The 21,472-nt window shown below is 51.8% G+C and carries 19 protein-coding genes; 5 read left to right on the top strand and 14 right to left on the bottom strand.

Translation table 11 applies throughout. The annotated features are described in order from the left end of the window. The first annotated feature begins 151 nt into the window (after positions 1–151). The 3 genes from PLA01S_RS27970 (at position 152) to PLA01S_RS27960 (ending at position 2,856) form a co-directional block, all read left to right on the top strand. Entirely contained in the window at positions 152–1,024 is an 873-nt protein-coding gene (locus PLA01S_RS27970) for an aminoglycoside 6-adenylyltransferase (RefSeq protein WP_127595173.1), read from the top strand. Positions 1,025–1,319: 295 nt separating this feature from the next. Continuing rightward, positions 1,320–1,919, top strand: a complete 600-nt coding sequence (locus tag PLA01S_RS27965; protein ID WP_127595171.1) for an RNA polymerase sigma factor — start codon at positions 1,320–1,322, stop codon at positions 1,917–1,919. Beyond that, a complete protein-coding gene (locus PLA01S_RS27960; protein WP_127595169.1) occupies positions 1,870–2,856 on the top strand; it encodes a DUF4367 domain-containing protein in 987 nt (328 codons plus the stop codon). The genes PLA01S_RS27965 and PLA01S_RS27960 overlap by 50 nt, the downstream gene beginning before the upstream one ends. A gap of 286 nt (positions 2,857–3,142) precedes the next feature. Here the strand turns inward: PLA01S_RS27960 and PLA01S_RS27955 are convergent, their stop codons facing one another. The 13 genes from PLA01S_RS27955 to PLA01S_RS27895 form a co-directional block, all read right to left on the bottom strand. Continuing rightward, complete coding sequence (locus PLA01S_RS27955; RefSeq protein ID WP_127595167.1) at positions 3,143–4,591, bottom strand: ABC transporter substrate-binding protein; 1,449 nt, start codon at positions 4,589–4,591, stop codon at positions 3,143–3,145. A gap of 130 nt (positions 4,592–4,721) precedes the next feature. Continuing rightward, positions 4,722–5,588: a carbohydrate ABC transporter permease gene (locus tag PLA01S_RS27950; RefSeq protein ID WP_127595165.1), complete on the bottom strand. Its 867-nt coding sequence runs from the start codon at positions 5,586–5,588 to the stop codon at positions 4,722–4,724. A gap of 1 nt (position 5,589) precedes the next feature. Then, entirely contained in the window at positions 5,590–6,525 is a 936-nt protein-coding gene (locus tag PLA01S_RS27945; RefSeq protein ID WP_127595163.1) for a carbohydrate ABC transporter permease, read from the bottom strand. A gap of 96 nt (positions 6,526–6,621) precedes the next feature. Continuing rightward, the gene (locus tag PLA01S_RS27940) at positions 6,622–7,941 is read right to left on the bottom strand and encodes a response regulator transcription factor (RefSeq protein WP_127595161.1); all 1,320 of its coding nucleotides are present in this window, start codon (positions 7,939–7,941) and stop codon (positions 6,622–6,624) included. Continuing rightward, entirely contained in the window at positions 7,941–9,773 is a 1,833-nt protein-coding gene (locus PLA01S_RS27935) for a cache domain-containing sensor histidine kinase (RefSeq protein WP_127595159.1), read from the bottom strand. The genes PLA01S_RS27940 and PLA01S_RS27935 overlap by 1 nt, the downstream gene beginning before the upstream one ends. A gap of 321 nt (positions 9,774–10,094) precedes the next feature. Then, on the bottom strand, positions 10,095–11,357 hold the full coding sequence (locus tag PLA01S_RS27930) for an SGNH/GDSL hydrolase family protein (RefSeq protein ID WP_127595157.1): 1,263 nt from the start codon (positions 11,355–11,357) through the stop codon (positions 10,095–10,097). 74 nt (positions 11,358–11,431) lie between these two features. Beyond that, positions 11,432–11,710: a hypothetical protein gene (locus PLA01S_RS27925; protein ID WP_246059894.1), complete on the bottom strand. Its 279-nt coding sequence runs from the start codon at positions 11,708–11,710 to the stop codon at positions 11,432–11,434. 238 nt (positions 11,711–11,948) lie between these two features. Further along, a complete protein-coding gene (locus tag PLA01S_RS27920) occupies positions 11,949–12,215 on the bottom strand; it encodes a hypothetical protein (RefSeq protein WP_127595155.1) in 267 nt (88 codons plus the stop codon). A 62-nt stretch (positions 12,216–12,277) separates the two neighbouring features. Then, a complete protein-coding gene (locus PLA01S_RS27915) occupies positions 12,278–13,141 on the bottom strand; it encodes an inositol monophosphatase family protein (RefSeq protein WP_127595153.1) in 864 nt (287 codons plus the stop codon). Between the two features lie 264 nt (positions 13,142–13,405). Further along, positions 13,406–14,407: a UV DNA damage repair endonuclease UvsE gene (gene uvsE / locus PLA01S_RS27910; RefSeq protein ID WP_127595151.1), complete on the bottom strand. Its 1,002-nt coding sequence runs from the start codon at positions 14,405–14,407 to the stop codon at positions 13,406–13,408. Beyond that, entirely contained in the window at positions 14,404–14,721 is a 318-nt protein-coding gene (locus tag PLA01S_RS27905; RefSeq protein ID WP_127595149.1) for a hypothetical protein, read from the bottom strand. The genes uvsE and PLA01S_RS27905 overlap by 4 nt, the downstream gene beginning before the upstream one ends. A 98-nt stretch (positions 14,722–14,819) precedes the next feature. Then, positions 14,820–15,914, bottom strand: a complete 1,095-nt coding sequence (locus PLA01S_RS27900) for a D-alanine--D-alanine ligase (protein WP_127595147.1) — start codon at positions 15,912–15,914, stop codon at positions 14,820–14,822. A gap of 45 nt (positions 15,915–15,959) precedes the next feature. Next, positions 15,960–16,982, bottom strand: a complete 1,023-nt coding sequence (locus PLA01S_RS27895) for an amidase domain-containing protein (RefSeq protein ID WP_127595145.1) — start codon at positions 16,980–16,982, stop codon at positions 15,960–15,962. A gap of 316 nt (positions 16,983–17,298) precedes the next feature. Here PLA01S_RS27895 and acnA point away from each other — a divergent pair, with 316 nt between their 5' ends. Together acnA and PLA01S_RS32165 are read left to right on the top strand one after the other, a co-directional pair. Beyond that, positions 17,299–20,016 carry an aconitate hydratase AcnA gene (gene acnA, locus PLA01S_RS27890; protein ID WP_127595143.1) on the top strand — a complete coding sequence of 906 codons (2,718 nt, stop codon included), beginning with the start codon at positions 17,299–17,301 and terminating at the stop codon, positions 20,014–20,016. Positions 20,017–20,199: 183 nt separating this feature from the next. Further along, positions 20,200–20,343 carry a hypothetical protein gene (locus tag PLA01S_RS32165; protein ID WP_164817527.1) on the top strand — a complete coding sequence of 48 codons (144 nt, stop codon included), beginning with the start codon at positions 20,200–20,202 and terminating at the stop codon, positions 20,341–20,343. 215 nt (positions 20,344–20,558) lie between these two features. Here PLA01S_RS32165 and PLA01S_RS27885 read toward each other — a convergent pair whose 3' ends face one another. After that, positions 20,559–21,299, bottom strand: a complete 741-nt coding sequence (locus tag PLA01S_RS27885) for an IclR family transcriptional regulator (protein ID WP_071220874.1) — start codon at positions 21,297–21,299, stop codon at positions 20,559–20,561. Between the last annotated feature and the right edge of the window lie 173 nt (positions 21,300–21,472).

The raw sequence follows: 21,472 nt of genomic DNA, 5'->3' as shown, positions 1-21,472 counted from the left end.
GAAAAGGAGTTTTCCCCATGAAAAAGCGCTTGAACAAGTTATAACATGCTCCATATCCATGCCATGCTTCTACGGTCCGGATTCGTGGACCTCCTGACCTGTCCGATTCGAAACCTGAGTCATCTAAATATGAATGCGGAGGCTGGATAACATGAGAAGCGAACAAGAAATGATGGATTTGGTATTGGGCTACGCAGCCCGCGACGAACGGGTTCGGGCCGTGACCCTGGAGGGCTCCAGAACGAATCCCAACGTGCCGAAGGATATTTTCCAGGATTACGATATCAGCTTCCACGTAACGGACATGGACAGCTTTATTCAGGATCCGAACTGGATTGACGTTTTCGGGGAACGGTTGATTCTGCAGACGCCGGAAGACATGGCCTTGTTTCCCCCGGATCTTGGAGGCTGGTTCTCGTACCTGATGTTATTTACCGACGGCAACAGGATTGACATGACCCTGATTCCCATTGAGGAGAAAGAGAAATACTGCAGAGAAGACAAACTGATCCAGATCTTAATGGATAAAGATCAGACCTTCCCTAAGGTTTCTGCTCCATCCGACGAGGATTTCTGGGTAAAGCGCCCGTCGGCAGCCTTTTTCGAGGATTGCTGCAATGAATTCTGGTGGGTATCCACGTATGTAGCCAAGGGCTTGTGGCGGGAAGAAATACTGTATGCCCAAGACCACTTTCACAACATCATGCGTCCGATGCTGATGAAAATGCTGGGGTGGCAGGTAGGTACCCAGACCGATTTCTCGCTCAGCATAGGCAAGAACGGCAAGTACTTGAAAAGCTACCTGCCATCGGACAGTTGGAACGAGCTGATGTCCACCTACCCTCGCGGAACCTACGAAGAGGTGTGGGAGGCGCTGTTTATGATGGGAGCTCTGTTCCGCAGTACCGCATTGGATGTCGCTGAACAGCTGGGCTTTGAATACGATATGGGGCAGGATCAACGCGTGACCTCCTTCCTGCAGCATGTCCGGCAGCTGCCGGCGGATGCCAAGGCGATCTATTAAGATTGCGGGAAGCTGCCGTTCGCTTGATTCCAAATGACGCTGTGCTCGAAGAGGGTTGACCACTTGTCCAAATGAAGTTCTGATTGCTAAGGAAATGAATCAGCAAATAGAGACGCCGCTCCGGCGTCTCTATTTTTATGCTGCAGAACTCTCCCAAATCCCATCCGGGGCAGCGGCACTCTTACTCAACCCGATTTTACCGAATGCATTCTCCTGCGAACAAGATTTATTGAATCCGGTTGTCACATTTGTGCTGTGCCCAAACGTAATACAGATTGTAAAGGGGTGAAACCACTTGGATGAACCAGCATTCCATCAGATCGTTGCTGATGTTTTGAAGGGAGAGATCGACAAATATGAGCTGATCATGTACCGCTGCCACAAAGCCATCTTCAACTATTGCTATCACATGCTTGGCGACTATGCCGAAGCCGAAGATTGCACCCAGGAAGCTTTTTTGAAAGCTTATCGCAATCTATCTAAATTCGAACCGGACAAGCCCTTCGAAGCCTGGCTGTACCGCATCGCCTCCAACCAGTGCATCGACTACCTCCGCAAGCGAAAGCTATCCCGATACCTCCCCTTTCTGTATCAGAAGGATCAGGATAACAGGCATGTCGATCAGGTCATCGAGCACAAATACTACAATCCGTCCGTGCTCAGGGCGCTGGCCAGGCTGACCGCCGAGGAACGAAGCCTGCTCATCCTGCGCTGCGTCGAGGACAAGAGCTATCACGAGATCAGCCTTATTTTGCAACAAAGCACGACCTATCTTAGGAAAAAATTTCAGCGGGCCGCAGCCAAGTTCCGCAAACATTATGCCATGGCCGAGGGGGAAGAAACGAATGAGCATGGACAACGACCAGGACCTGAAACCACTCTTTCAAAGGGTTGAGCCGCTCGGGACGGCCCTTCAGGAACGCGTCATGAACCAAATTCGGGAAAAACATCTTAAAAGGGAGCGATTTTTCGTGAAAAACAAAGTAAGCATTCTCTTAATTACCGGCATGCTGCTTACCGCATCGACCGGTTTCGCAGCAGTAAAGTACCACTCTTTAACCAACGGCAAGGGAGAGGTAGTCTATGAGGAGAAATCGAACGTAGAGGCGCCTTCGCGTAAGGGCTATTCAAAAGAGGAACTGAACCGTATACATCTGATGAACACCATCTGGGACGAACAGATCAAGCCGGGCGAAGCCGCCATCATTTATGTCGTACCGGATAATCCGAAGCATGCCATCGACATCAAATCCACTCCACATGCCGTCAAGGATTTCGCCAAGCTGCAAAGCATGGTGAATGTACCCGGTTTACCGCTGGCCAAGGAGCTGTCCGGTTCGGGTACATATACGTTCAAAAACGCCAGCGTGCACATGGAGCGCGAGACTGACGCGAACCCGCTGACCGAGCAGGAAAAAGCCGACATCGCCAAAAAGCTGCTTGAGAAAGCCAGAGCCTCCGGGAAGGACTATGCCCTGATGCCGGTGAAGTTCACCGATCAATTCTGGCTTTCGACGCTATATTATGCCAGCGGCAACAAAAAAGTCTCCCTTACCATTCTGAATAACGGGGACCACGGAAGCGTGACCTCCTACTGGGATGAGAGCACGGGCATGACCAGCCGGAAAATCGAGATCAACGGGCAGGATGTGGTGCAAAAAACGTGGAACGGCGGAAACTCGGCACAGCTGGCACAGCTGGACTGGGTCTATGAAGAACCAACCACCGGACATCACTACATGCTTTCGCTCAACTCTACCACGGGCGACATCGCTGTCGAAGAGCTGATCCGCATCGCCAAGACGATCATTCCAAAGGCGGATTCCAAGTAAGCAGCGTGATGTTACTTGGCTTAAGGCTGTCATAATAGCCAATCATTATACCAATATGGCTCTTTTTTCGCAGGAACGCTGTGAAAATGAAAGATAATACAAAAAAAGTCGCCTGTGGCGGTCTCGGGATCCGGACACGAATCAGGCGGCCGTGCTTGAGAAGGGCTGACCTTTCGCCCGGCTTTAGCAACTATAACCAAGGATATGAAAAAGCAAAGAGAGACGCCGCTCCGGCGTCTCTCTTTTGTGCTGCCATGTTCCCCAATCCCATCCGAGGGCAGTACCCTTACTTCTGCTCGATCTTATCGAAGAAGTTCTCCTGAACCAGCTTGGCCGTATCGTCCAGCTGTTTCTTGGAATCCGTGCCTTCCTTCGAGAACGATTCCTGCACGACATTGGACATCGCGGCATAATAATCCTGGGTGCCGAATTGGGCTTCCGGCTTGCCTTCCAACAGGCTGAAGAGCTGCGGATCATATTTGTAGACGTTATCGTACTTATCGTAGATGGCTTTCACCTTCGCGGCATACTCGGAATCATCGCTGAAATATTCCAGCGGCGTCGGTACAAAGTATTTGCCTTCGGCTTTACGGGCATTAATCGTATCTTCCACCGATTTCAGCGCATCATCCGTAAAATAATCAAACGTGATGTAACGGAATGCCATTTCCTGCTCTTCCTTCGTGGCATTCGGGTTGATGACCAAGTAATTGCCGCCTAAAATGCCGTGATGCGCTCCGCCTTTCTCCATCGCAGGCATCGGATACGCAAGCACATCCTCAGGCTTCATGCCGCCCTCATTCAATGCCGGCTGGATCACGTCAAATGCGCCAGCAATGACCATTGCCGTACGTCCTTGCTGGAACGAGCTGACGGCATCGCCCCAACCAAGGGCCCAGTCCTGCGGAATGGCATTCGCTTCCCATCTCAGCTTCTTGTAGAAGTCCAGTGCCTTCACGCCGGCTTCCGAGTTAAACACCGCTTTCACTTTACCGTCTTCGTTCACTTCAATGTCCCCGCCAGCTTCAAACAGGAAATTGGTCCAGTTCCAACCCGCTTCATTGCCTTTACCCATCGGCGCGATTCCGGAAATGCCGGCCTTCGGGTCTGCGGCGCCCTTCGCTGTGTTGTACATGTCGTCCCATGTCCAATCCATTGGCGGAACGGGCACACCCTTCGCATCCAGGAGCTTCTTGTTCACGATCGTTGACGTGATGTATCCGTTCTGCGTAACGCCGTACACCTTGCCGTCCACGATGAATTGATCCTGCAGCACGGGATTCATGTCGTCCTTGTACTCCCAGTCGTTCCAGAACTCCGTAATGTCGGCCACCCAGCCCCGCTCCACGAGCAGCTGTGCTTCCGTAGCCCAAGTGTTATAAAACGTCGGTGCTTCGTTTGAAGCCATCTTGACCCCAATTTCGTTGACGCTGTACTGCCAGTCATCCTTCACGATGGTCACGTTCGGATATTTCGCCTGGAAACGGGCGATTTTATCATCCTCCTGCTCACGCAGCGTTGTGTCATCCGGCAGCGGATAGTGGATTTTAATCGTTATCTTTTGATCCGCGATATCCTCTTTCGGTTTCTCTGTCTGCGTTGTAGTCGTTCCGCCCGAATTGGCGGTCCCTCCGTCTTTATTGCCGACCTCCGGCGCTGCTTTGCCGCCGCCGCATGCGGCGAGCAAGGAGCTGAACAGCATAAGGCAGATCAGTAGTGCTGAGAACTTGCGCATGGATACTCCCCTTTTCCTTATTGAAATAATAGCGTCCTTTCTTATCTCCATCATAGAATCGAAACCCGGAAAGGACGATGTGCATTCATATGACGATCATGTGCAGGGCTACGATGCTGCACACGCTGCCCTAGCCTTTAACGGCCGAGAGACTGACGCTGCGCATAATGAATTTCTGGAACACCAGAAATACGAAAATCGGCGGCACCATCACCATGAACAGGATCGAAAATTTTATGCTGCTGTCCAGGCTCCTTGCGTTAATGACATATTTGTAGATGGCCGTAGCCAGCGTGTACTTGTCCTGCGTCTGCATGACCAGCGACGGCCAAAACCAGTCATTCCATGCCGTGGAGAAAATAAAGATTGCCAGCGTTGCGAATATCGGAACGGACAGCGGAACGGCAATCCGCAGGAAGCTGCTCAACTCCGAAGCGCCGTCAATGCGCGCTGCCTCGAAGATCTCCGGATGAATGCCATCGAAGAAGTTTTTGATCAGCAGGAAGAAGTATGCGTTCGCTCCGGCAGGCAGCCAGAAGGCCCAATAGGAATTCAGCAGCCCAAGCTCCTTCAAATTGACGAAGTTCGGAATCATGTAACTCGACGCCGGAATAAACAAGGTCATGAGAATAAAGAAATAGATGGCCCGGTGATAGGGAACCCGGATCCGAGATATGCTGAATGCCGCCAAGCCCAGTACCAGAATCGTCACCAGCAGATTGCCGCCAAAAATAAGCAGCGTATTCTTCAGAAACATCGGCAGATCGATGTATTCCCACCCCTTCGGGAAGTTACCCCAATGCCATTCCGACGGGAAAAAGCGCGGCGGAAACGTGTTGATCTCCTGATTGCTTTTCAGCCCGTTAAACATCGTCATGCCGATCGGGTACAGCATCGTAAAGACCATCACCGCGATGCACAGCACCATAAACCCGTATACCGCCTTGTTCCACGGTTTTCTCAAATCCGAAGCGGACAGTATGCCTCTCTCTTTCATCCTAGTACTCCTCCCTGTTCATCTTGAATTGCAGGATGCCCAGCAAACTCAGCACCAGAAACATCAAAATGCCCATGGCGGTTCCTGCCCCGTAATCCAGCTGGTTAAACGCGTATTTTACGGTTAGAAGAGCATAGGTGAGCGTGGCCTTGTTCGGTCCGCCATCCAGCATCGCAAGCTGCGACTGATACGCCTGCGAAGTGCCGATTAGCTGCAGAATCAGCATAAGCATAATCAAATTGCGCATCGAGGGGAGCGTAATGTATTTAATCCGGGCCCATACACCCGCACCGTCGATTTCGGCGGCTTCATACCAATCCTTCGGTATGCTGAGCACGCCGGCCAGATAGATCAGCATCGCCGAGCCGAATTGCTGCCATGTCTCCATCACGACAAGCGACACCATGGAGAAACGGCTATCCGAAATAAACGATACCGGTTCTGCCCCGAAGAAGCCGAACAGGGCGTTGATCGGACCTACCGGGTCATACATCCACCTCCACATGCCGTAGAGCACGACGCCGGGTACGACAAACGGGAGATACGCCGCAATCCGGGCGAAGCCCTGGAACAGCTTCAGCTCCGAGATGGCGATGGAGGCCGCGATGGGCACCCAGAAGCCGATGACCAGCGTTAACAGCATGAAATACAATGTATTTCGAACGGAAAGCAGCAGGTCGGGATTGCTCAGAACGTTGGCATAATTATCAAACCCGACGAAGGTGTTTCCTTTTACGAAATCGATATGAAAAAAGCTGTAAAAGATCCCTTTAAAGATCGGCACCCACAAAAAGACGATAAAGATCGCAATCGCCGGAACAAGGAACAAATACCCCCATAAATACTTCTTCCACAGCGGCTTGCGCTTATGTTCCTTTCGGGTGCGATGACCGGGCTCGATCCGAGCCTGGCCTTGCAGCATGGCCGTTTCTTCCATCTGACTCCCTCATTCCTTTATTAAATGTCCAGCTTTAATTGTAAAAAGGCAGGGAGTCTTACAACATGTCTAAAACTATGTGAAGTATAACCGTTCTTACTTCTTTAGCTCGCTTGGGCTGACGCCGTAGTATTTTTTGAAGATTTTGCTGAAATGCTCCGGGGACTCATAGCCGACTCGCTCCGCGATTTCGTATCGGCGGAGATCCGTGCTCAGGATCAGAGACCTGCTCTCCTCCATCCGCAGCTTCACGACATACTCCCACAGGCTGCTGCCGGTATATTTTTTGAACAGATAACTCAAATAGTTCGGGCTTACATGATTGTTCTTGGCTACCTCGTGAATCGTCAATCCCTTCTGGCGGTAATGCTCCTCGATATATTGCCTCGTATTCTCCACGATCCGGTTGCTCTGGCTCGAGAGCACCTCCTGCGACGTCTCCTGGGCATAGTTATGCCAATTGAAATCCCCATAATAAAACACGTGGAAATCATGCAGCTGCTCGCTCCACAGCATTGCTTTGTCCGCCTGACGGCTAAGCACGCTCAAAAATTCCGGCCCCCTCAATATTTGGCTGATCCCTACGGTACAGCTTCGTTTCAGATACAGCTCCACATGGTGGTGCAGGCTCCGGCCAATCATCTCCAGATGGTGGATCTTGCCGCTCGCATTCTCCTCCATCTCCTGCTCGCCCCATTGGAGGATGATGTTGATGTCCCGCTCCGGCGAATAGAATACGAAGGTGTGCGGCTCCTGCTCCAGCAGCTCCTTGGCAATATTCAGCGCAGCATATTGTATCAGGTTTAGATCTTGCCTGGAAAAAGAAGCCCCGCTGTCTTTCGTTAGGCCAAGCTTCATCTTGATCACCGCAAAATAAGGACCGATCAAGCCCAGCTCCGACTCGTCTAGTCCGGCCTGTTCCGGCTGAACCAGCTCCGTGGAGAGCCGCTGGTTCAGCCGCTCTATTCGTTCGGACGGAGGCTCCTCCATCCGAAAATGCTCGTTATCGGCCATGAGAAAATGCTCCACCTGAGGTGCCGGTCGTTCCATCTTGAGCAATACGCTGCGGACCGAATCCAGAAACTGCTCGCTGTTCAGCGGTTTGATCAAATAATCCTTGGCTCCGAGCTGGAGCGCCCGCTGCGCATATTGAAATGTTTCATGGGCTGAAATAATGATCGTCTGAACCCACGGCTTCACGATCTTTGCCTGCTGCATCAGCTCAATGCCGTTCATCTCGCCCATCTGGATATCGGTAACCAGCAGATCGATATCCCCCATCCGTATGTAATCCAGCGCTTCCTGCCCGCTGTAGGCCGTAGTAATCCCATCGATGGCTAGGCCCGAGGACGTTAACAGCCCGGCTAAGCCCTTGCAGATCAAAGGTTCGTCATCTACCACCAAAACGTTATACATCAGGAAACCTCCTGTCCGGTTGCGGTAATGGTTGCAACTTCTGTTCGGGGGATCGTAATGGTCACACGGGTTCCCCCTTCTTCTCTCCGTTCATATTCCAGCCCATAGCGGCTTCCAAAATGCAGCCGGATCCGCTCCTGGATATTCCGGATGCCGTAGCCCAGCGAAGGGTCCGGCGCTTCACTATGGAGCAGCCTGTGGATGGACTCGTAGTTTACGGGGCGGAAGCCGTTATCTTCAATGACGAGTAGGCAGTGTCCATCCTCCAGATGTCCTGAAATCCGAATGATTCCATCCTCGCCCATATTTTTAATGCCATGAATAATCGCGTTCTCCAGCAGCGGCTGCAGCGTAATCTTCGGCACATGGTTCACCAGCAAGGACTCGGGCACTTCCCAGCGGACGGTAAACTGATAGTCGTAACGGTTCAGCTGGAGATTGATATAAGCCCCCGCATGCTCGAGCTCTTCCCCGAGCGTGATAAGATCCCGGCCCCGGCTGAGGCTGATCTTCATCAATTTGGACAAATCCTTGATCATCTCGGCTGACTCGGTATTGCCTTCCATCGTGCTCTTCCAATAAATGCTTTCCAGGGTGTTGTACAGCAAATGGGGGTTAATCTGCTGATAAAGCAGCTGCAGCTGCGCTTCCTTCTGCTTTAGATCCATACGGTATTTGTAGTGGATCAGATCATTCAATCGGCGGGCCATGTCATAGATCGTAGAGATGAGGACGCTAACTTCATCTTTTCTGCGCCGATAGGGGGTTTCCGGCACGACGTTCCCCGGTTCGTACCTTCTCACGAAATGCGCCAGCTTCTGGAGCGGCGTCATCAGCGACTGCCAGAAGTAAAAAACGATAATGAGCCCCACGGCAAAGTAAGCGATGGAGATAACCTGGATGACGCGCTTCATCTCGCTTTGCTGGGCGAGCAGCGTTTTGACGGGCACCTTGTAGACCAGCTTCTGCTGAAGCACGTAGTTATAATCGATGACATAGATAAAATCCGACGTAATCACGTCCATGACACCGATGGTGGAATGGCCCGGATCCGCTTCAGGCGGCAATTCAAGCCTTCCTGCCATGCCTCGTACCGACGAAGTCAGGATATGGTCGTTCCAATCGGTAAAATACAGTTCCCCATCTGGTATCGATACCGTCGATAACGATTCGCCGATCCGCGCGTCCAGATTGGTTACCACCAAAACGCCGATGGTACCGCCCCGATAAATATTGTTAACGGCCCGCACATAGCTTAAGGTCTCTTGGTCCTGGCGTCCTTGTACCGGCGGTGACAAATTCGCTATGCGCTTGAGATACCCGTTCCCTTTCATTGCCACGGCTTCATCGAACCATGCCGGCTTCTCCTTCTCGTCGGAAAAAAAATACACCCCCGCTTTTCTGCGGTCAGGGTAATAGGGAGCAAAGAAGTAGCTGTTGTCCGGGTCGTACACATAGAGCGAGTAATAGACCGGTTCGCGTTCATCCGTCTCTTGGGAGAAGGACAACAGCATCTTTTCAAGCCGCTCGTAGTTTTTGACGCGCTCCAGAACGGTGCCCTCGGCAAAGGGATCCAGCTGCTGGATCTGCGAATTTTGGATGACCGTGGAGGTTACTTTGTTAACGGTTTCAATATCACGGTTAATCAGCTTGAAGTTCTGCTTGTTCAGTTCAATATAAGCATTGGTCACATGACGCTTCAGGATTTGACCGGCCATGGAATTCCCGTAGGCATTTAGCGCAAACAACGGGATGACCAGCACCAGGAACAGCAGAATCATCTGCTGTTTGATATTCATGCGTCCCAGCGGATTTTTAAAACGGTTCTTCATCGGTCCTTGCACCTCCGGCTTTCTCAAGCATAGCAACAATCCAGTGGCACCAGCGTAGTCATTTCTACGCAAATGATGCGTATTTTTACGATGAGGCAGGAAGTCACAAATTCAACTATTAGCCTCGGGACCGGCTTTTTCCTGCTTGCTGCATACCATCCAAATTGAATACACCCCCATGGTGGATCCTATCGGAGCCAACATAGGGGTGTTCATATGCGGGAAAAACCAATGGATTTCTCTCGCAGTCCATCACCGCAACCGGTAATCACAAAAAAAGCTGCATCGGCTCCTTCCAGCCGGTGCAGCTTGCTTATGGGATTACAGGTTAATGAATGCGGTACGCAATTTGGTGCTGTATTGAACATCAAAACCTAGACCGGATGCAATCACGGCGAGCGGAACGTAGGTTTTATCTTCTTTCCCTACTTTTTGCAGGAAAGCCGGCGTATCGATCGGTACAGCCGTTCCGTTAACTTGAACGGTTTTGGCACCGATCTTCACCACCACCGTCTGATCTCCGAACGTAATCGTTGCACTGGACGTTTTATTTTCCCACTTGGTCGTCGCCCCCACTGCATTTACGATATCCTGTATCGCTACGTAATTCAGGTTATCGCGAAGGATCGGCTTATACGGCGTGTTCAGCTCCTGCCCCTTCACGATGATACGCATCGGCTGCCCCTGTTCTTGAACAGCGGGATTCTTGTAGCTGCCCCAGATCGTCTCTGCGAACACGCTGGCCATCGTCTCGTATCCATATTGGTTCGGATGAATATCATCTTTCAGGATATGGGTCATCGTCAGCTCGGAGCCCACGAATTTCTTCGCAACATGGGCTACCTTGATATCCACGCCCTGAGCTGCAAAACTGTCAGCTACGCCTTCCACCAGCTTCGTAAACTCTCCGGATGCTGCAAGCAGTTTAGCGTATGCGACCTCGTCAGCGACTTTGGGCACCGGGTTGTACTGGTCCGCCACCACGATTGCGGCATCCGGATTGATGGCTTGCAAGTTGGTAATGACGGATGAGACATTATCGGTATAGATCTTGAACAGTTCCTGCATCTTTGCTTTCAGCTGTTCGTCGCTTAATGTTTCCACGGTACTGACCAGACTCATCATGTCATTGCCGCCGATGGTAATGGTAATCAGATCCGCATTGGCGATAACCGGCTTGGCTTTCGCTGCGTCAGCGCCAATCTGTTTGGTGCGCGGATCGATGCCGCTGAGCCCCGGCTGCAGTTGCTCCGCCGTAATCGAGCGTTCATCCAAGACGGCCTTGACGTAATTATTCAGCCCATCGGTTTTCAGGCCGCCGATCCCCAGATTCGTTACCTCGGTCCGGCCGTGGAACAAACCTTGCTCATACAGCCGGTCAACAAAACCGTAGGGCTTGCTGTTCAGATCCATTCCCGGCTCATACCCAACGGTCAGCGAATCCCCCAGCGCTACAATATGATATGTATCCTTGGCTGTAATTTCATCGGCATAAGCCGGCGCAACGCCCGGTCCAACCAGTGCCACCGCGAGCGTCAAGGTGCCGGTTACTGCCGCCAGCCCCTTCTTCCATTGTTTGAACATGCCTTCACTCCCTTAACTTCAATTATCTTGATACAGCCTTATTTTACCACCGGCAACCTGCGAATGGTACCGTATCAACCAGGACGATAAGGTTTCATGAGAAGATAAGTGAATAAATAGCCGAGGGATGTAGCACCAAACCAAGCAAATATCCCAGGCGTGGCTGCCAGATACAGGCTTGGCAGTATCGACCATCCAAAAGCAACCAGCAGCAGCAACCGATAGGAATACATCACCCCGAGCATCGCCAAGCTGCCTGGAAGAAACAGCATAACAAACGTAGTTAAGGCCGGTTTCCAGCTGATCTCATCGGAATATGGGTTGAAGAAGATAAGGATGCACCATAGCAACATGGAGGCTGCCCCTGATGCGCCTCCCAGAACATGACAAATTTGAAGCCGAACTCGTACCGATCTCCCCCCTATGTGGACAAGGTCAACCATAGTCACACCAACTTGAGCCAGCTTAAACAATGTTATCTCGGCTAGTTATCATAAAAAAAATGGACAGCTCACTCTATGCTGTCCATTCCTGATTCGGCATTTAATGAATAGATATGCGCCCGCTTCGGAATCATCCCTTAAAGCGCTATCAAGCTTCTTCACCTGAATCCTCAGGCTTATCCTTCTTAACTGCCTTCTCCATGTACTTGTCATAGCGACCATCCACTTCCTTCGCCATGCTGCGGTATTTCTGCGTCTCTTCCACAATGGGATCGAGCTGCGTCTGAATCCGGATCTCGTATTTCGGAGAGAGAAGCCTGCGCTCCTCCTTCTCCCGATCCTTCTTCTGCATTTCACCGTCCGTTAACATCTCGCTGAGCTGGCGCTCCAAATCCTGATCCGACTTCTCATTCATCGTAAGCACACTCCTTTATCAAGCGGTTGTAAGTGATCTGCATCCTCTGTTGTCCCGGGCTTTTAGCGAACCAAAGCTTCGCCCGCGTCCTTTAGTGTATCCAGAAAACGCTGATGAATCAGCCCGTTGGTTGCCGCCAAATGACGGACCGACAGGTCGTATGACTTTCCTTCCGTATCGGTTACTTTACCGCCGGACTCCTGAACCAATAGCGCGCCTGCGGCAACGTCCCAAGCACTCAAGCCGTGCTCCCAGTATCCGCTGAGCCGGCCGGCAGCCACATAAGCAAGATGAAGCGCAGCGGATCCGCCGGCTCTTACATTACGGACCATCGGCAGCAGCGCCTGCAGCTCCGCCATATTCAGCGGCAGGTTGACCGTGCTGTCCAGCGGGAAGCCCGTGGCCAGCAAGCTGTCCGACAATTGATCTTCCTTGGAAACATAGGTAGGGTTGCCGTGAACGTAGGCCCCTTTTCCTTTTTCCGCAACAAACAACTCGTCCCGGGAAGGGTCGTAAATAACGCCGACAATGACTTCTCCATGATGAGCCAGTGCAATCGACACGGAGTAAAACGGAAATCCATGAACATAGTTCGTCGTTCCGTCCACAGGGTCGATAATCCAGAGATACTCTTCGTCCTTGGCGTCCTCGAGTGCCTTATTGTAGGCATCGGTACCCGGGGCAACCCCTTCTTCTCCAAGAATCGCATGATCCGGAAAGTGCGTCAAAATCAGCTTGCGGATCATCTGTTCGGCACCTTTGTCCACCTCGGTTACGATATCCTGTGCCGAAGACTTGGTGCTCAACTGCTTGACGGTACCGAGCTTGCTCTTAATCCACTCTCCCGCTTTGGCGGCGCAATTAATGGCTACTGCGGTGTAACTCTTACTGCTGACAACATAAGGAATCTTTTCATTCTCGTTCAAAGCACTCACTCTACTTTCTATATAAATCTAGTGATTTTTGACAATCCCTACATCCTATTCAGTCATTGTTGTAATCGAAAGGGCAGCTAAGCGAAATTTCCGCCTATTTCAATAAAAGTCCGTCCTATGCTGTGCACCTGAATGCTTGGCGAGAACGAACTTTTTTATCCGATGTCATGTGTTAAGGGGAATCTCTGTTTGGATACTTCCAACGTAACCCAAAATCCATCAACTTGCAAGTGTTAACAAGCTCATCTTATCGGGTTAAGGGTTCACTTGGATGGAGGCACCGTCGAGAATGGTTACGCCCTCTGCCGTATAATCTCCCAAATCCTTCATCAGATCAAACAAAGCGCCGTCCTTCATCTTTGCTTCAATCATAACGTCCACCTTCGGCGTAGCCCCCGCAATATTCCGTAAAAACGCCAGCAATGGCACGACATCCACCCCATCCGCATGGCTGCGGATATCGGTAGGGCTCTTGGGACTGGATACGTGAATCTTGGGCGGCAGCGGCTGCGCCTCGTCCGAATCCGCCTGCGCAAGCGGCATCTCCCAGGTGCGAAGAATATCCGGCCACAGTTCCCAAGGCGCCTCGCCATCGTTATTGACCCACTGATGGTGGATATCCAGCACCATGGGCAGCCCCGTTTGCTGGCATACGGCCAGCGTTTCCTGCGCTGTAAAGGTTTTGTCGTCATTTTCAAGAGTCAGCCGTTCCTTAATATGCGGTTCAAGCTCATGGAAGTGTTCCACGAATCGGGCCGAGGCCGAAGGCTTGTCTCCATAGGCGCCGCCGATGTGAATGTTATTTTTCATGGAAGCAGGCAGCTCCATCGCCTGCAGCATATGGACGTGCGACTCCAGATCACGGATCGAGTTGACCAGCACCTCAGGACGCGGTGTGCTCAGCACCGTGAAATGATCCGGATGAAAAGATACCCGCATCTCGTGCTTTTTCACAAAATCCCCAATGGCCTGAAAGCCTTCCCGCAAAGCCGGGAATGGATCCCAATCCTGCATATCTTGATGCGTGGCCAGCGGAATCAGCTTGGACGAGAAGCGGTACACCTTGATATCGTGAGCCGCGTTATGCTTCAGAAGCCGAAGGGTATTATGTAGATTCTCATTCGCGATCCGCTCCAGTTTGTGCAAGCCGGCCTCACGGTCATTCAGCTTCATAAAACTCTTCATGGTCATCGTCTTGGAAGGTGAAGCATTCTGCACAACCGTGGACATGGCTACATAACCGAAACGAACAATCATGCATGGTCTCCAAAGAACATTTCTTGAGCGAGTGCTGTCTGTACGCGTGCTTCCTCATCGGTCAATTTGCGAATCAGCTGCAGCTCGACTGAAGTGACCTCGCGGCCCTGGAAGTTAATCTCCGATACGCATGCGGTGATCAGGACGATCGCCACCGCCTGGTTATCCGGCGTATAAGCAATGACCTTCTGTCCTGTCGGAAATACCCGAAGGCCATCCTTCAGCATTTTGCCGCGGCCGTATTCCAGCAGCTCATAGAGCTCCTGCTCACTCTTAAACTTACAAACGGAATTGAACTCGGTTTGAAATCCCATATCACGTATCTTCCTTTCATCCCAAAATATTAGACTCAAGGGGAGCCGTATTGAATAGCGCGGACTCCCCCTGGTGTTTCATATCCTATTGTGACGGCTTACGCCTGGTTCTCATAAATTAGGGATTGCTTACGGTTGTACCGCTCAAGGCCCAGCTCGATCATCCGGTCAAGCAGCTCGCGGTAGGATACGCCCGTTTCCCGCCACAAGAGCGGGTACATGCTGAACGGCGTAAAGCCCGGCATCGTGTTCACTTCATTGATCAGAATCGCGCCGTCCGAGCGGCGGACAAAGAAGTCGGCCCGCGTGATGCCGCCGCCTTCAATCGCTTTGAACGCGGTAATGGCGAGGTCGCGCAAACGATCAGCCGTATCCGGCTCGATTTCGGCCGGAATTTGCATTTGTGACTGTCCATCCGTATATTTAGCCGCATAGTCGTAGTATTCACTGGAAGAAACAATTTCACCCGGAACGGATGCCATCGGCTCATCATTGCCGAGCACGCTGACCTCCACTTCGCGCGCATCCACGAACTCTTCAACGATGATCTTGTCATCGAACCGGAGCGCGGATTCAATCGCCGCCTTAAGCTGCTCCCGGTCCTTAGCCTTGGATATCCCAACGCTTGAACCCAGGTTAGCCGGCTTGACGAAGCTCGGGAATCCGAGTTTGTCCTCGATATCCTTCAGCACTTCATGCTGGCTCCGCTCCCACTGGGTACGATTGAAATAACAGTACTCGCATTGCGGTAATCCCGCCTGGGCGAAGAGCTTCTTCATCACGACTTTATCCATCCCCGCTGCCGACGCAAGCACACCGGTTCCCACATAAGGAATGTCCGCCATTTCGAACAGTCCCTGAATCGTTCCGTCCTCGCCGAACGTCCCGTGAAGCAGCGGGAACATAATATCCACCGCCTGCGTCTCTTGGCCATACAATCTGCTGAACACGGCGTTCAGCGCTGTTTGCGTGCCTTCCCCTTCAGCCAGCTTCAATTCTTCCAACTGGGCAAAAGGAGCCGACAGCTTGCTGCCGATTCTCCAGGTACCCTGCTTGGAAATATAAAACGGAACAATCTCATATTTATCAAAATCAAAAGCGTTCATGACCGCGAATGCCGTGGATAATGATACCTCATGCTCGCCGGATTTCCCCCCGTATACTAAACCTACCGTTAATTTATCCTGTCCCATGTTAACCTCTCTCTTGTCCGTATTGCAGCATGACATGCTGTCATCTTAAAAATAATCGGGGATATGGTAAAACCGATATTCGGTGTTATCGTTCCAAGCGTAGGAATCCCGGTAGTCCCAATAGCGATGACGGCTGGACACCGTATGCGCATTAACCAGCGGCATGCCGCCCGCGTCAAACGCCGTCACGATGGTGCTGTGCTGAAACGCGCCGTCACCGTCCCAGTCGTACACGATGACATCCCCCAGCATCAGCTGCTCGGGACGCTCCACCCGCTCGGCCCGCAGCCCCGAGGTACTGGCGTTCAAATAATGCGCAAAGCTGTTCGATACCGCCCAGCTGTAGCTCCACCATTCCCGTTTGTTTACGTATCCCTTGTACCACCATCCCGTTTCTCTTTTACCAGTATAGTGGATTGGGGCTTTGCCTGCAAAGAGGCACTGGGAGATATAATTCGTGCAATCCACGTCAAATTCCTCAAACTCCGGATTCCCGGAATCCCACCAACGGTCGGCATAAGCAGCTGCGGCTTCACGCTCGTAACGGCCGGACCGCGGGCTGCTGCCGGCGGCGTATACGCGGCCGTTCATAAAGGGAATGGACGGCTCTCTTCCGGCCCCCTCCGCGCCTGCTGCCGGAACATCGGTTCTTTGCAGGGGATGGCGTTCATCCTGCAGACGTTCGATGCCAACGATCAACCACGCATCTCCGTCCCGAATCAGCGTCAGTCGCTCCCTAAAAACCGTATCTTCCCGGTGCGTCATCCCTCTTTTTTCATAATAAAATACGCTGTGGAGCCGCACGTCCGCGATCACATCATCCTCCGTTTCCCTCAGAATGCGCAGGAGGCGGGCACGAGTCTCGCTCTTTAGCGGCGTAACCTCCCGCTGCGCATACCACGACTGCAGCCGAAACTGCCTTTCTCCTCTCTCTACCAGGAAATTCAGATCCGCTACAATCTGCTCTTTCAGGCCTGAAGAATAGTCCACGCGATTTTGGTTATATTGATTGACGTAAATATATAGAGCTTGCTTCCAAGGCTTCTCTGCTTGCTTCAGACTGTTCATCTACTCTCCTCCTCTAACCTTGCCTTTCACGCTGTTCCCTATCACAACTATATGAAGAAAATCTTCAGGCTATGAACTTCGGTCAAGAGAATACAGAAACACCGGGATTACAGCGACAGCATTCGGGTAAAAAACGGGCTTGTTTTCACCTTTTTGAAATACTTTTCTTCTATAAAAAATGCTTTACGCAGCGAGTTGAAAACGGTATACTTAAGGTAGTTAATTTATGAAATTAGGTTTCATCTAGTGAAACCACAGAGGATTTAACTCAAACTGTTTTTATTCGATTTATGAAATGACTTAAGGAGGTTCATCAATGCCAGCAAAGGATCAATTCTCCATCTCTCGCAATCTTGAGGTGGGCGGTAAAAGTTACCGTTATTTCAGCCTGCAGGCGCTCGAAGAGCAAGGATACGGCAGTGTATCCAAGCTTCCTTTCTCCATTCGGGTACTGCTGGAAGCAGCCGTGCGTCAGTTCGACGGACGCGCAATTACCGAAGATCATGTAAAACTCTTGTCCAAGTGGAATGAAGCACGCGACAACAACAAGGAAATTCCGTTCATTCCTGCCCGTATCGTATTGCAGGACTTCACGGGCGTTCCGGTCGTCGTAGACCTTGCGGCTATGCGTGACACCGTTAAAAAATCCGGCGGCGACCCTAAACAGATCAACCCTCTCGTTCCGGTTGACCTCGTTATCGACCACTCCGTCATGGTTGACGCTTTTGGTACCGACCAAGCTCTGGAAACGAATATGAAGCTTGAATTTGAGCGTAACGAAGAGCGTTACCGCTTCCTCCGCTGGGCTCAAACGGCATTCAACAACTTCCGTGCGGTTCCTCCGGGAACAGGTATCGTTCACCAGGTTAACCTGGAATACCTTGCTTCCGTAGCAGCTACGAAGACGGTTGACGGCGAAACGCTTGTTTTCCCTGATTCCCTCGTAGGTACGGACTCCCATACAACCATGATCAACGGTCTTGGCGTCGTGGGCTGGGGCGTAGGCGGTATCGAGGCGGAAGCCGGCATGCTTGGCCAGCCGCTGTATTTTGTAACACCTGAAGTTATCGGCTTCAAGCTGACAGGCAGCCTATCGGAAGGCGCAACAGCGACCGACCTTGCCCTCACGGTAACCGAGCTTCTCCGCAAGAAAGGCGTTGTAGGCAAATTCGTAGAATTCTACGGTCCTGGCCTTGCTAACATCAGTCTGGCCGACCGCGCAACTGTGGCCAACATGGCTCCGGAATACGGCGCTACCATCGGCTTCTTCCCGGTTGATAGCGAAACGCTGGCTTATCTCCGCAATACGGGCCGCTCCGATGAGCAGGTTGAACTCGTGGAGAGCTACTACAAAGCGCAAAACATGTTCCGTACGGCAGATACGCCGGACCCTGAGTTCTCCGACGTGATTGAATTAGATCTCGCTTCGATTGTACCGAGCTTGGCTGGACCGAAGCGTCCGCAGGACCGTATCGAGCTTACCAACATGAAACAAAACTTTAACGATATTATCCGCACGCCGATCGATAAAGGCGGATACGGCCTCAGCGATGAGAAAATCGCAGAAACCGTTAAAGTCAACCATAAAGACGGCTCTACCAGCGAGATGGGTACGGGTGCGGTTGTTATCGCAGCCATCACCAGCTGTACAAATACGTCGAACCCAAGCGTTATGCTTGGCGCGGGTCTCCTGGCCAAGAAAGCCGTTGAACGCGGCCTGACAAAGCCCGGCTATGTGAAGAGCAGCTTGACTCCAGGCTCCCTCGTCGTAACCGACTACCTTGAGAAGTCCGGCCTCTTGCACTACCTGGAAGCTCTCGGCTTCTATGTAGCAGGCTATGGCTGCGCAACTTGTATCGGTAACTCCGGCCCATTGCCGGATGAAGTGAGCGAAGCGATTGCCGACAACGACATGACGGTAGCCGCCGTATTATCGGGTAACCGTAACTTCGAAGGCCGCGTGCATGCTCAAGTCAAAGCCAACTACCTGGCTTCGCCGCCGCTGGTTGTTGCTTACGCTCTGGCTGGCACAGTGAACATCGACATGCAGAACGATCCGATCGGCTACGATCCGAACAACGAGCCCGTCTATCTGAAAGACATCTGGCCAACGAGTGCGGAAATCCGCGAAGCGATCGGTCAAGCCGTTAGCCCTGACGCTTTCCGTGAGAAGTACGAGAATGTGTTCACCGCTAATGAGCGTTGGAACAAGATTCCTGTTCCTGAAGGCGAACTGTACGAGTGGGACGATCAATCCACTTACATCCAGAACCCGCCATTCTTTGAAAGCCTCGCCAACGGCCTGAACGACATCCAGGACATCAAGGAAGCGCGCGTGCTTGCTCTCTTGGGCGATTCCGTTACAACGGACCATATCTCCCCAGCGGGTAACATTGCAACGAACAGCCCAGCGGGCAAATATCTGAGCGACCGCAACGTTGAACGCAAAGACTTCAACTCCTACGGCTCCCGCCGTGGTAACCACGAAGTCATGATGCGCGGTACCTTCGCTAACATCCGGATCCGTAACCAGGTAGCTCCAGGTACGGAAGGCGGCGTAACCACTTACCTGCCAACGGAAGAAGTGATGTCCATCTATGATGCTTCGATGAATTATCAAGCAGGCGGACAGAACCTCGTCGTTATCGCAGGTAAAGAATACGGCACAGGAAGCTCCCGTGACTGGGCGGCAAAAGGTACGTATCTCCTCGGCGTCAAAGCTGTACTGGCTGAAAGCTTCGAGCGTATTCACCGCTCCAACCTTGTGGGCATGGGCGTTCTTCCGCTCCAGTTCCAGGAAGGTCATGGCTGGAAGAGCCTTGGTCTGAACGGCCGCGAGACATTCGATATTCTAGGCCTCAGCAACGACGTGAAGCCAGGCCAGGAATTGACGGTTGTCGCTACGCGCGAAGACGGAACCCAATTCGAGTTCCAAGCCATCGCCCGTCTTGACAGCATGGTGGACGTGGACTACTACCATAATGGAGGTATCCTCCAAACGGTACTGCGTCAAATGATCGCATCGAACCAATAAGATACTCCCTATAGGCGCTTTAGCCTTAGGAACAAATCCCCATCATCCACTAATGGATGATGGGGATTTTGTTATGATCCGGTACTTCTTTCCTGAATAATGGATATTCCGTTTCGAATGATGCCATGGAGGTTAATTGGTAAAAAACATTCACGGAAATCTATATCTAGGAGGAAGGTACCTATGATCAAAATACATACGATGGCTTCGTTCCATTATCAATACCAGCGGCCGCAGCCGGTGGCTGCACCCAAAAGAGAGGAATCGAAGGATAAACCCCTCACCTTTCATGAGATCCTCAATCAGAAAATGAAGGAAAGAACTTGAAGCTGACTTAAATTGCCCTTGCCTGTTATATAGCGATGCCGTCACGGCAAAAAGACCGTTCCTACGATCACCAAGATCATGGGTACGGTCTTTTTGCTCGTTTTCGAACAGTCGTCCCCGCATAAAAAATGACCGGGCAGCTGTATCACATGGAGCCGCCCGGTCATTCAATAACTTATAGTGATGCTGTCCGCACTCCGGCAATAGAATGAATATTATATCATCATTCCCATTTCACGTGCCGCCTCCATCAGGATTGGCGCATGTTCGCGGAGCGTTTCCGCTGACAGGCGGGTGACTGGCCCTGACATCGACAGTGCTGCCGCCACTTGACCATTCCGGTCAAAGATCGGTACCGATACCGCAGCGGCCCCAGGCTCGCGCTCTTCGATGCTGATCGCGTATCCCTTCTCCAATATTTCGGCCAGCTGCTGCCGGTAAACGATGCGGTCGACAGATTCCGGCCAATCCGGCGCATTCAGCAGCTCCTCCTGATCGGCCGGTGGCGCAAAGGCCACCAGAACCTTGCTGGAGGCACCCACGGACAGCGGCAGTCTTACTCCGACCTGGGCGACCCGCCGAATGCCCTGGTTGCTCTGAACCGCTTGAATCCGAAGACGATCCGAACCGTCTCTTAAATACAAACTCACCGTTTCCCCAAGCCGATCCCGTAAGGCTTCCATTGCGGGCAGAAGGCGAATCGCCGGGTCGTCGCTTTGGGACAGATGCATGGACAGCTCCCATATTTTCAAGCCGAGCCGATATTTCTCCGTCTCTTTGTTACGTACAACGAATCCTTTGTCTTCCAGCGTTGTTAGCAGTCGATGGACGGTGCTTTTATGTAATCCGATAAGGGTAGAAATCTCCGTGAGGGCAAGTTCACTGTCTTTCGTAAAACACATCAATATATCAAGTGCCCGCTCTACAGCACGCACCGTTAATTTACGGTCTTCCATCCCGACCAGCTCCTTCCTGTTTCATTCTATGAAACCTGGTTACAAGAATTATATGAGAATTCTTCTCAAAAGTAAACCATGGAGACAGGGACTTTACAGTTGTCTTACAATCTATGGATTTGCATTGACTTTATAGGCTTCCGGGCATACGATTATTATAATTTCAACTCTTT

Origin of the sequence: Paenibacillus lautus NBRC 15380, from assembly GCF_004000945.1 — a bacterium.
Classification (GTDB): Bacteria; Bacillota; Bacilli; order Paenibacillales; family Paenibacillaceae; genus Paenibacillus_AQ; species Paenibacillus_AQ lautus.
The sequence above is the reverse complement of the archived record's forward strand: the minus strand, read 5'-3'. Positions and strand labels throughout refer to the sequence as shown.